The organism is Marinobacterium mangrovicola (assembly GCF_004339595.1).
Lineage (GTDB): Bacteria > Pseudomonadota > Gammaproteobacteria > Pseudomonadales > Balneatricaceae > Marinobacterium_D > Marinobacterium_D mangrovicola.
Map to the genome: position 1 here is coordinate 274,101 of NZ_SMFU01000010.1, position 11,978 is coordinate 286,078.

11 protein-coding genes are annotated in these 11,978 nt (G+C 59.5%); all 11 read left to right on the top strand.

What is annotated here, in order from left to right; translation table 11 throughout:
• Nucleotides 1-41: 41 nt before the first annotated feature.
• A complete protein-coding gene (locus CLV83_RS16785; RefSeq protein ID WP_132295075.1) occupies nt 42-866 on the top strand; it encodes a YdcF family protein in 825 nt (274 codons plus the stop codon).
• Nucleotides 863-2,596 (top strand): single-stranded-DNA-specific exonuclease RecJ, encoded by a 1,734-nt coding sequence (recJ, locus tag CLV83_RS16790; RefSeq protein ID WP_132295078.1) that lies wholly within the window; start codon nt 863-865, stop codon nt 2,594-2,596. The genes CLV83_RS16785 and recJ overlap by 4 nt, the downstream gene beginning before the upstream one ends.
• Before the next feature lie 29 nt (nt 2,597-2,625).
• The gene (locus CLV83_RS16795; RefSeq protein ID WP_104004896.1) at nt 2,626-2,808 is read left to right on the top strand and encodes a hypothetical protein; all 183 of its coding nucleotides are present in this window, start codon (nt 2,626-2,628) and stop codon (nt 2,806-2,808) included.
• A 133-nt stretch (nt 2,809-2,941) separates the two neighbouring features.
• Entirely contained in the window at nt 2,942-3,802 is an 861-nt protein-coding gene (gene nfo, locus CLV83_RS16800; RefSeq protein WP_132295081.1) for a deoxyribonuclease IV, read from the top strand.
• An 81-nt stretch (nt 3,803-3,883) separates the two neighbouring features.
• On the top strand, nt 3,884-5,707 hold the full coding sequence (locus tag CLV83_RS16805; protein WP_132295084.1) for a GGDEF domain-containing protein: 1,824 nt from the start codon (nt 3,884-3,886) through the stop codon (nt 5,705-5,707).
• Nucleotides 5,708-5,808: 101 nt separating this feature from the next.
• Nucleotides 5,809-6,429 (top strand): NUDIX domain-containing protein, encoded by a 621-nt coding sequence (locus CLV83_RS16810; RefSeq protein WP_132295087.1) that lies wholly within the window; start codon nt 5,809-5,811, stop codon nt 6,427-6,429.
• Between the two features lie 21 nt (nt 6,430-6,450).
• Nucleotides 6,451-6,894, top strand: coding sequence for a DUF1249 domain-containing protein (locus CLV83_RS16815; RefSeq protein ID WP_132295090.1), 444 nt, complete (start codon nt 6,451-6,453; stop codon nt 6,892-6,894).
• A complete protein-coding gene (locus CLV83_RS16820) occupies nt 6,887-7,693 on the top strand; it encodes a phosphodiesterase (protein WP_132295093.1) in 807 nt (268 codons plus the stop codon). The genes CLV83_RS16815 and CLV83_RS16820 overlap by 8 nt, the downstream gene beginning before the upstream one ends.
• A gap of 39 nt (nt 7,694-7,732) precedes the next feature.
• Nucleotides 7,733-8,371, top strand: a complete 639-nt coding sequence (locus tag CLV83_RS16825) for a YqiA/YcfP family alpha/beta fold hydrolase (RefSeq protein ID WP_132295096.1) — start codon at nt 7,733-7,735, stop codon at nt 8,369-8,371.
• A gap of 17 nt (nt 8,372-8,388) precedes the next feature.
• Nucleotides 8,389-10,284, top strand: a complete 1,896-nt coding sequence (gene parE / locus CLV83_RS16830) for a DNA topoisomerase IV subunit B (protein WP_132295099.1) — start codon at nt 8,389-8,391, stop codon at nt 10,282-10,284.
• A 77-nt stretch (nt 10,285-10,361) separates the two neighbouring features.
• Nucleotides 10,362-11,978, top strand: a complete 1,617-nt coding sequence (locus tag CLV83_RS16835) for a L,D-transpeptidase family protein (protein WP_165900334.1) — start codon at nt 10,362-10,364, stop codon at nt 11,976-11,978.

The following is an 11,978-nucleotide window of genomic DNA, read 5'->3' on the forward strand; positions in this document are numbered from 1 at the left end:
TCTCCTTCTCCCGTTCCGGACTCCTTAGCAGGGAGGGCGCCATGGATAGTTTCTTCAGTATCTCCAAGCTGTTCTGGTTTTTTGCCCGCCCCGATCATCTGTTGGTCTGGATGCTGTTGCTTGGCCTGTTCAGCCTCTGGGTCGGCTGGAAGCGCTTCGGCGGCGTGCTGCTGGGTTGCGACCTGATTCTGTTCCTGTTGTTTATGCTGATGCCTCTGGGTGATGCGCTGCTGATGCCGCTGGAAAAACGTTTTCCACAGCCACAGCAACTCAACAACGTTGCCGGGATCGTGGTGCTGGGTGGCGGTGAATTGGCGGAGGAGAGCGAGTTTTGGGGGCAGCCTCAGGTCAACCAGGCCGGTGAGCGTCTGTTGATGATACCGATGCTGGCACGCCAGTTTCCAAATGCGAAGATCGTCTTCACCGGCGGAAGCGGCTCGGTGCTGCGGCCGGAGTTTCGTGGTGGCGATGTGGCGGCAGGCTACCTGCAGAGCCTGGGACTGGCCGACCGGCTGATTATCGAGCGCAACTCGCGTAACACCTACGAAAACGCCGTTTACACCTTGGATGAGCTGGGTGGCGTGCCTGAGGGTAACTGGCTGCTGGTGACCTCTGCGTTTCATATGCCACGCTCAATAGGCGTCTTTCGCCGTCAAGGCTGGGGGATCACCGCTTACCCTGTGGATTACCGCGCCCTGAGCACTAATGGAACCCGGCTTGACCCCAGTCTGTGGGAGAATCTGCGCGATACCGAGACCGTCCTGCGGGAGTGGGTGGGGCTCGTCGCCTATTACCTGAGCGGCAAAACCAGTCAACTATTTCCGGCTCCCTTGCCATCAGATAGCGCTGCAACCGTAACACCATGACCTCATCTTTTATTGAACGACGTCCTGCGCCCGAGCATCTGCCGAGCGCGCTTTCAGGTTTGCATCCGGTACTGGCGCGCATTTATGCCAGCCGTGGTATCAACACACCGGATGAGCTGGGCCGTCAGCTGAAAGAGCTGCTGCCCGATTCCGCCATGCATGGCATGGAGGCGGCAGTGACACGGCTGGTGCAGGCGCTGCAGCGGCGCGAGGCGATCCTCATCGTCGGTGACTTTGACTGTGACGGTGCGACCAGTACTTCACTGGCCGTGCTGGCGTTACGCCAGTTCGGTGCCGCCAGTGTTGAGTACCTGGTACCTAACCGCTTTGAGTTCGGTTACGGTCTGAGCCCGGAGATCGTCGATGTGGCGGCGACTCAGGAGCCGGGGCTGATCATCACCGTGGACAACGGTATCTCCAGTATCGAGGGGGTCGAGCGCGCTCGTCAGTTGGGTATCGATGTGCTGGTGACCGATCACCACCTGCCCGGTGAGCAGCTGCCCGCGGCCTGCGCCATCGTCAACCCGAATCAGCCTGACTGTGACTTCATGGCCAAGTCCACCTGCGGTGTCGGTGTGATCTTCTATGTCATGATCGCTCTGCGTCGCGCGTTGACGGAAGCGAACTGGTTTGCCGAGCGGGGGATCAAGCCGCCCAACCTGGCCAGCTTTCTCGATCTGGTGGCGCTGGGTACGGTAGCCGATGTGGTAGCGCTGGAGCACAACAACCGGACTCTGGTGTATCAGGGGCTGCAGCGGATCCGTGCCGGTCAGGCGCGGCCCGGTATTCTGGCGCTGATCGAGGTGTCTGGCCGACGTCGCGATATCCTCTCCGCCACAGACCTCGGCTTTGCCCTGGCGCCGCGGCTGAATGCCGCTGGCCGCCTGGAAGATATGTCGATCGGTATTGAGTGTCTGCTCAGCGATGACCAGGACTACGCCCTGGATCTGGCGCGTACGCTGGATGACCTCAACAAGGAACGCCGCGGCATCGAGCAGGAGATGCAGCAGCAGGCGCTGGTGTTGCTGGATCAGCTGCAGCTCGATGACGATGCCTTGCCCTATGGTCTGTCGCTGTTCGATCCCGGCTGGCACCAGGGCGTGATCGGCATCCTTGCCTCGCGCATCAAGGAGCGGGTGCACCGCCCGGTGATCGCGTTTGCGCCGGGGGATAACGGTGAGATCAAGGGCTCGGCACGCTCCATCAACGGTTTCCACGTCCGTGATGGTCTGGCGGCCATTGATGCCCGTCATCCCGGCTTGATCAAAAAGTTCGGCGGCCACGCCATGGCGGCCGGCCTGACCCTGGCGGAGGAGTCGCTGGCGACTTTTCGCGAGGCCTTTGATCAGGAGGTGCGGCGGCAGCTGGATGAAGCGGCACTGACCCGAAGGATCGTGACCGATGGTGCGCTGCACGCGGAACAGTTCAATATCGAATTGGCGGAGCTGATTCGTGAGGCGGGCCCCTGGGGGCATCAGTTCCCGGAGCCACGTTTCGATGGTCGTTTCCGCCTGCTACAGCAGCGTATCGTCGGCCAGCGCCACCTCAAGCTGGTGCTGATGGAGCCGCAATCGGGCATGGCGCTGGATGCCATCGCCTTTAATATAGATACCCGGCAGTGGCCGGATCAGTCGGTGACCGAAGTTGAAGTGGTCTACCGGCTGGATGTAAATGAGTTCCGCGGTCAGCGGAATCTGCAGCTGATGGTAGAGCAGCTGCAACCTGTATAACCCTGCCTAAACCCAAGTGGGAGCAAATCATGCACGAACTGAACCTGGAAGAACTGAGCGCACTGCTGGCCGTATTTGAGCGCGCCGGCGTTGAGGCCAACGACAGCACCGAAGGCCAGCTGCTGGGTCGTATCCGCACCCTGCATGCGGAGAAGGAAGAGCTGGAGTCGATGGACTTCGACGACTGCCTGGGCGGTGCCTGCAAACTTTAATAAATCTACTGCGCGACCCGTGGGCTGCGTTGCGCGGTGCTCGGCAGCGTCATGTATACCTTATACACTCCGCTTCCTGCGCGCCGTGCGCCTTGCCCACGAGCCGCTCGCTACGATTTAGCTTGGGAGAGATATGTACTACGTAGGAGCTCACGTCAGTGCCTCCGGCGGTGTGGAAAACGCACCGCTGAATGCTGCCGAAATCGGCGCCAACGCCTTTGCGCTGTTCACCAAGAATCAGCGTCGCTGGGATGCTAAACCGCTGACCAGCAAGAGTATCGACGCCTTTAAGCGCAACTGTGAAAAGCACGGCTTTCGCGCTGATCAGATCCTGCCTCACGACAGTTATCTGATCAATCTGGGGCATCCGGAAGCGGAGGCGCTGGAGAAGTCGCGTAACGCCTTTATCGATGAGATGCAGCGCTGCGAACAGCTGGGTTTGACGCTGTTGAACTTCCACCCGGGCAGCCATCTGCGCAAGATCAGCGAGAGCGATTGTCTGGCGCGGATTGCTGAGTCGATCAACCTGGCGCTGGATAAGACGGCGGGGGTTACGGCGGTGATCGAGAATACCGCAGGGCAGGGCTCCAACCTGGGCTGCCGTTTCGAACAGCTGGCCGAGATTATCGATCAGGTGGAAGACAAGTCACGCGTTGGTGTCTGTCTGGATACCTGTCACACCTTCGCATCGGGCTATGATCTGCGCACCACCGAAGCCTGTGAGGCGACCTTCGCGGAGTTCGCGCAAACGGTGGGCTTTGAATACCTGCGCGGCATGCATATCAACGACTCCAAGGCCGCGCTCGACAGTCGTGTCGATCGCCACCACAGCCTCGGGCAGGGTGAGATCGGCTGGGCGGTGTTCCGCTACATCATGCAGGATTCCCGTTTTGAAGAGATCCCGCTGGTGCTGGAGACCATCGATCCCGATATATGGGCAGAGGAGATTCAGCAGCTGCGCCGTTTCTCCATCGGTGAGATGGAAGTCGCCTGAGCCCCATCCCGCCTGTCACCGAGCTGTCACAGCACCGCCATAAACTGAACCATTGAGCGGTTGTTTTGCAGGTGGTAGCAGATGGATCAGCGCGGTTTTAAGGATGGAGAAGTTGATACTGGGCAGGCGGAGGCGGAGCTGTTGGCGGATATTATTCGTGAGCAGCGCCTCTACCCGGTTTTTCAGCCGATAGTCGACCTGTCGACGGGGGAGTGTCTTGGTTACGAGGCGTTGATTCGTGGCCCCAGGGGCACTTCTCTGCACTCTCCCTATCATCTGTTCAACGCGGCGATCCGCAATCATCTGCTGCATCGCCTCGAGCTGCTGTGCCGGCGCTGCTCCATCGAAAGTTTTTCCTCCCTGGGGATGCAGGGCAAGCTGTTTCTGAACGTGTCGGCCTCGTTGTTGAGCACGCCTGAGCATCAGCACGGTTTTACCGCCGAGTTGCTGGCTGAGCTTGGGATTCCCCGTGAAAACATTGTCGTCGAGCTGTCGGAGCAGCATCCCTTCGATCACCACGGCCTGACCCGCTCCGCCGTGGAGCACTACCGTGAAATGGGTTTTCACATCGCCATCGATGATCTGGGCAGCGGCTACTCAGGGCTTAAGCTCTGGTCGGAGCTGCATCCCGATTACGTCAAGATCGATATGCATTTTGTCCGCGGCATCGACAAGGATTCGGTCAAGCGCGAGTTTGTGCGCTCTATCTGCAATATCGGCCATACCCTGGACTGCAAGATTATCGCCGAGGGTATAGAAACCCTCGAAGAGTTGCATACCCTGCAGGAGATGGGTGTGCGCTATGGTCAGGGATTTCTGCTCGGGCGTCCGGCTCAGGAGCCGGACCTGTTGATGGAGCCTCTTGTGGTGCGTCACGGCTACCTGCAGAACCGGGGCGATATGCGAATGCTGGCCCAGGCGGATACCGCCCGAGTGCTGGTGCGGACGATTCCGGCAGTGTCCTCGGAAGATCTGCTGCAGGATGTGAATGAGATCTTCCGCAACGACCCACAGATTATCGCTGTCCCGGTACTGGTGGATGGGGAGCCGGTGGGGGTAGTGCGTCGCGCCGATCTGCTGGAGCTGTTTTCGGCGCAGTATGGTCGCGCCCTGTACGAGCAGAAGCCGGTCACGCGTCTGATGCGCAAGGATGCGCTGATCGTGCCCAGCGATATGCCGCTGGAGCGGGTGTCGCTGATGGTGACCGAGCAGGAGGACTCGCTGCTGATCCAGCAGGATCTGGTGGTTATTGAAGATGGCTGTTACCTCGGAATGGCTAACGTGCGCGATCTGCTGAAGCGGATGACGGAGCTGAAAATCCGCAACGCCCGCTACGCCAATCCGCTGACCATGTTACCCGGCAATGTGCCGATCAACTCTGAGGTAGATCGGCTGCTGCAGCAGGCGTGTGACTTTCATGTGGCCTATTTCGACCTCAATCACTTCAAGCCTTTCAACGACTGTTATGGCTACACCCGCGGTGATGAGGTGATCCGCGAGCTCGGCGAGCTGCTGGTGCGTTTTGTTTCCGCCGACGATAACTACCTGGGACACGTGGGCGGCGATGATTTTGTCGTGCTGTTCCGTCACCACGACTGGCGCAAAACCTGTGAGTCGATTCTCTCCGCCTTTGAAGAGCGGGTGCAGGCGCTCAGCCGTGCCTCCGATCTTGAAGCGGGTGGGATCTGGGCGCAGGACCGGAATGGCGAAAAGTCGTTTTTTCCGCTGCTGAGCCTGGCGATCGGTGTAGTACATCCTGACCCCTACAAGTGCTCCAGCTGTCATGAAGTAGCCGAGCTTGCCGCCGAGGCGAAGAAGGAAGCCAAGGCGATGGGTGGCAACGCGCTTTATATCTCCCCGAGACGAGCCCCGCGGCTCTCCGCGACCGGGCGCCGCAGCGCCTGAGTTTCCTTTTCCCTTCCGGCGCAGTCATCGATTTTCCTCTGGCTTCGCCAGGCCGCCGCTAAACGCGTTATAGTAAGTCGATCTCAAACCGGGAGCGACGAATGCAGAAAACCTGGCAGGCCGACTTTGGCAGGGACGACTATCGTATCGAAGAAGATAAGCGCGTCTTTGACGGCTACTTCAAGATGCACCGCCTGACACTCAGTCATCAACGTTATCAGGGTGGCGAAGTGCGCATCACCCGCGAGATTTTCCGTCGCGGCAGTGCAGTTTGCGTGCTGCTCTACGATCCGCGCCAGGATGCGGTGGTGCTGGTCGAGCAATTTCGCATCGGTGCGTTGGACGCCCCCGAAGGGCCCTGGCTGCTGGAGCTGGTTGCCGGAATCGTCGAAGAGGGTGAAAGTGTTGAGGATGTGGCGATCCGCGAAAGTGATGAAGAAGCGGGTATCAAACTCAGTGGCGTGAAAAAAATTTCCCGCTTTCTGCCCAGCCCCGGCGCCTGCGACGAGTGGATCGACCTGGCGTTTGCCTGTGTCGATGCCCGTGAGGCGGGTGGCGTGCACGGCCTGGCGGAAGAGGGGGAGGATATTCGCGTGCGTGTTTTGGCAACGGATGAAGCCCTTGAACTTGTTCGTAACGGGCGCATCAATAGTGGACCGGCGATAATTGGTCTACAGTGGCTTGAATTGAATCGCCAAACTATTCGAAATAGCGAGTCGTAACGAGGAACTGGCAGAGTAACGATGAAACGCAAGTATGTACCCGACCTGTCGCGACAGGGTTCTGTCTGCGAAGCAAATTATGCACGGCTGCTGAAGCTGCTGCCGGATCTGGATGCTCAGGATCAGCGTGAGTACCAGATCAGCTGGCAGGGGCGCAGTGCGGTCGTGCGTCTGCAGGTCGAGGAGCGTTTCCGTTACACCACCACGGTGATGGTGAGTCAGCAGCTGGAGAGTGATTCCCGCTGGCTGGATGCACCGCAGCTGCTGGTGCGGCTCTATCATGACGCCTGCATGGCCGAGGTGATCTGCATCCGCCAGCGTCGTCAGCTCTCCGGACGTTACCCCTATCCCAATCCGCAGATGCATCAGCCGGACGAGAAAGCCCAGTTGAACGACTTTCTTGGTGAGTGCCTGAGCCAGTGCCTCAGTCATGGCCACCTGATGGAGCCGGTGTTCGTTGGCTGAAGCTCGCTCCGATTCGATCTACCTGCTGCAGCTCACCGATTGTCACCTGATGCCGCAACCGGGGCAGCTGTTTCGCCATATCGATGTGGACCTGCAGTTGGCCCAGGTTGTCGATCATCTGGTGGCGAACGGGCAGCCCATTGATCATCTGCTGCTGACCGGTGATCTTGTTCACCATGGTGGTGCTGACGCGTACCTGCGTCTGCTCGACATCCTGGCGCCGCTACCTGGGGAGCGACACTGGATCCCCGGTAACCACGATGAGATCGACGCTATGCGTGCGGCGACTTCCATGCCCTGTGGGCAGGAAGAGGTCGATCTGGGGTATTGGCGTCTGTTGTTGCTTGATTCCACCAGCCATCCCGATGGTCGCGGTAGCGGCTCCTTGAGTGAGGAAGAGCTGCGTTGGCTGCAGCAGCGTCTGGCTCAATCCCCTGAACGACCTGTGTTGATCGCTTTGCATCATAATCCTCTCTCCACGGCGAGTGACTGGCAGGATCAGATTATGCTGGCTAACACTGCAGCCTTCACCGAGCTGGTGCAATCTGCACCTCAGGTGAAGGCGGTGATCTGTGGTCATCTGCATCAGGCTCAGAGCCGGCGTATCGGCCAGGCGCAGTTTTGGTGCTCACCCTCAACCAGCGTGCAGTTCCGTCCGGCGCAGGCTGATTTTCTGCTGGAAACCGAAGGACCGGACGCGCGGCCTGGCTATCGCTGGTACCGATTGGATGCCGATGGTGGTATCGAGTCCGGGCTGGAGCGTGTGGGGCCGGTTGCGCAAGGCTCGGAGCTTGGGTAACGTTCCCGGCATCTAACTGATCTTTAACAGGTGTTGCTGATGGCCGATCCGGTATATATCTATGTGCACGGCTTTAACAGCTCACCGGCTTCCTGGAAAGCACAGGTTTTTCAGCAGGCGCTGGAGAACCTGGGGCTGGCTGAACGCTTCCGTTGTCCGGCACTGTCTCATTGGCCGGAACGGGCGATGGAACAGCTCGGGCAGGAACTGGAACAGTGCGCTGGAGAGCAGGTTGTGCTGGTAGGCAGTTCCCTGGGTGGCTATTACAGCAGTTATCTGGTGGAAAAAGCGCTGGCCCGGGGTGAGTCCCTGAGCGCGGTTTTGATAAACCCGGCGGTGCGGCCCTACGATCTGCTGCGTGACTGGCTGGGTAGCACCAGTAACCTTTATACCAACGAAGAGTATGAGCTCACCGACGAGCATCTGCGCCAGTTGCTGGCGCTGGATTCTTCGGCACCGGTTGATCCGTCGCGCTACCTGCTGCTGGTTCAGACGGCGGATGAGACGCTGGATTACCGCCAGGCTGTGGATAAATACCGGGGCTCACCCCAGTTCGTGCAGCCCGGTGGCAGCCATGGGTTTGACCGGTTTGAACAATTGATTCCCGCTATTTTCGCCTTTGCTGACGGCCGCATCGAGCTCCCTGAGCCGACGCCGCTGCCGGCAAGCGCAGATTGATTACAGGACAAAAACGGATGTCGAAGCAATATAACGCCGAAGCGATCGAGGTACTGAGCGGACTGGACCCGGTAAAACGGCGTCCGGGTATGTACACCGAGACCGACCGCCCCAACCATCTGGCGCAGGAGGTGATCGACAACTCCGTGGATGAGGCGCTGGCCGGTCACGCCCGTCGCATCGATGTGACCCTGCATGATGATGGCTCTCTGTCGGTCAGCGATGATGGCCGCGGCATGCCGGTGGATATCCACCCGGAAGAGGGCGTCAGCGGTGTCGAGCTGATCCTGACCCGGCTGCACGCCGGCGGTAAGTTCAACAATGATAACTACACCTACTCCGGCGGTCTGCACGGCGTGGGTGTCTCCGTGGTTAATGCGCTGTCCAAACTGCTCAACCTGGAGATCAAACGCGATGGTCAGGTCTACAAGATCGGCTTCGCCGACGGCGAGAAGGTCTCCGATCTTGAAGTGGTGGATACCTGCGGCAAGCGCAACACCGGTACCACGCTGCGTTTCCTGCCCGATCCCAAGTACTTCGACAGCCCCAAGTTCAGCGTCTCCCGCCTGAAGCACAACCTGCGCGCCAAGGCGGTGCTCTGCCCGGGGCTGCGCGTGGTGTTTACCGATGCCAGCGGCGCCAAGAAGGAAAAAGAGGAGTGGTATTACGAGGATGGCCTGGTGGCTTACCTCAAGGGCAATACCCAGGTTTACGAAACCCTGCCGGCCGAGCCGTTTACCGGGCACCTCCAGGGCACCGAAGATGCCGTGGAATGGGCGGTGCAGTGGCTCTCCGAGGGTGGTGAAGTGACCGCCGAAAGCTATGTGAACCTGATTCCCACCGCCCAGGGCGGTACCCACGTCAACGGCCTGCGTTCCGGTTTGCTTGATGCGATGCGTGAGTTCTGCGAGATCCGCAATCTGCTGCCGCGCGGCGTGAAGCTGAGCCCTGAGGATGTCTGGGAACGCTGCTGCTACATCCTCTCCGCGAAGATGCGTGATCCACAGTTTGCAGGGCAAACCAAGGAGCGCCTCTCCTCACGCCAGATCGCCGCGTTTATCTCCGGTACCGTGAAGGATGCTTTCTCCCTCTGGCTAAACCGCCATGTGGAGGAGGGGGAGAAGATCGCCGAGCTGGTGATCGCCAACGCCCAGCGCCGTATGCGCTCCAACAAGAAGGTGGTGCGCAAGAAGGTTACTCAGGGGCCGGCGCTGCCGGGCAAGCTGGCGGACTGCTCTGGTGTGGATATGACCCAGGCCGAGCTGTTCCTGGTGGAGGGTGACTCCGCAGGTGGTTCCGCCAAGCAGGCGCGCTCCCGTGAATTCCAGGCGATCATGCCGCTGCGCGGTAAAATTCTAAACACCTGGGAGGTGGAGTCCGGCGAGATACTGGCCTCTCAGGAGATTCACGATATCTCCGTGGCGATCGGTGTCGATCCCGGCTCCGATAAGCTTGATGGTTTGCGCTATAACCGTATCTGCATTCTTGCCGATGCGGACTCGGACGGTCTGCATATCGCCACGCTGCTCTGTGCTTTGTTCGTGCAGCACTTCCGCCCGCTGGTAGCGGCCGGCCATGTCTATGTGGCGATGCCGCCGCTTTATCGCATAGATGCTGGTAAGGAGGTCTATTACGCACTGGATGAAGAGGAGAAGCAGGGCATCGTCGAACGGATCAAGGCGGAGCGGCGCAACGCCAAGATCAATGTGCAGCGCTTCAAGGGTCTCGGCGAGATGAACCCGATGCAGCTGCGCGAAACCACCATGGCGCCGGATACCCGGCGTTTGGTGCAGCTAACGTTGACCGATGGCGACGATACGTTCGAAATTATGGATATGCTGCTGGCCAAGAAACGTTCTTCTGACCGCAAACAATGGTTGGAGAGCAAAGGCAACCTCGCAGAGGTGATCTGACCGGCCGCTGGGTCTATAGTTAGAGCATGGAGCTGGCAGCGGATGCTGGCTCACAACCCGATGTTGGGGGTGTGCTCATGTCCGTTAGTCTGTTTCCCCTGTCTTGGTTGCTGTTGCTATCGCTGCTGACTGCATTCGGCACTTTAAACGTCTCGGCCGCGGCTTTGCCGGCGGTCAAGGGCCAGTTCATCCAGACCGAGGGGGAGGTCGCACCGGACTGGCTCCGTCTGCATGCCCTCTATGAACGCTCCGCATCCCCCTACCTCTGGCACGATACTGAACAGAATCCTGATACCGGGTTGATCGATTCACTGCTTACGGCCGTGGATTTTGCTTATGCCCAGGGCCTGCCAGCTTCACGCTATCACGACCGTCGCCTCAGCGATGAGAGCGACCCTGGCGTGCGTGATCTTTTGTTATCGGACGCGCTGATACGCCTGCTGAATGATGTAGGTCGCGGGCAGGATGAGGCTGAACTGGACCGCCTCTGGTATCTGCCGCGTCCGTCGATAGATCCTGTTGATCAGGCCTGGCTGGCGCTACAGCAGCGTTCAGTGCGTGACAGGGCTGAGGTGCTGGCGCCCGCTTCGCCTCAGTATCGTGCCCTGGTCGATCTTTACGGGCGCTATCGTGCGCTGGCGAAAACCGCAGAGCCTGGCGTGCTGCAGCTGGATGGGCTGCTGGAAGCGGGAGATCAGTCGTCTCTGGTGCCGGCGCTGCGAGAACGGCTGGTGCAGTTGGGTGATGCCCAGCCTGATCCTCTGGCCATGGAAACCGCACCGGATCTTTACGACCAGCTGCTTGTTGAATCGGTGAAAAATTTCCAGTCGCGCCATGGCTTGGCTGAGGATGGCGTCGTTGGGCCGAAAACCCTGGCCGAACTGAACCGTACCCTGGAGCAGCGGCTGACACAGATCGAGGCGAACCTGGAGCGTTGGCGCTGGATGCCTCGCGAGCTTGGGCAGCGCTATATTCTTGTCAGTCCTGCGGGTTATTTTCTTGAGTTGGTAGAGAAGGGGCAGGTAAGCCTCTACGCCAAGACCATCACCGGGCGGCCACGGCGGCCAACCCCTTCCTTCCAGTCTGATTTGAGTTATCTCACCGTGAATCCCGATTGGACCGTACCCTATCGGATCATGCGTGAGGACCTGTTGCCTAAAATACGCGAAGATATCAACTGGCTGGCGGAAAACCAGGTGCGGGTGCAGTTGTACAGCGAGGGGCGCTGGGGGTTCGTTGACCCAGAAGAGATCGACTGGCAGGCGCCCGGGAATATCCGTCTGATTCAGGCGCCGGGGGCGGGAAATGCGCTGGGGCAGTTGAAGTTCGGTATGGATAACCCCTATTCGATCTACCTGCACGATACGCCGTCTAAATATCTATTCGATAAGCCGCTGCGGCCGTTTAGCTCTGGCTGCGTGCGTGTCGAGGGGATCGACCAGCTGGCGCAGCGGCTGATCGCCAGCTCACCGTCGATGCAGAGTTGGTACGAATCGGCGCTGGCGGCGGGGGAGAAAAGAATCCGCACTCTGCCGGAGTCTGTGCCGGTCTATCTTGTCTATCTTTCAGCCTGGGTTGATCCCCAGGGTTTGGCTCAGTTTCGGCCCGATATCTATGGTCTCGACGGTCAGCTCCAGGCGCGCCTTGAATCTGGCGGGCTGCTGCCGGATACCCGTGTAGCGGCATACAAGTGA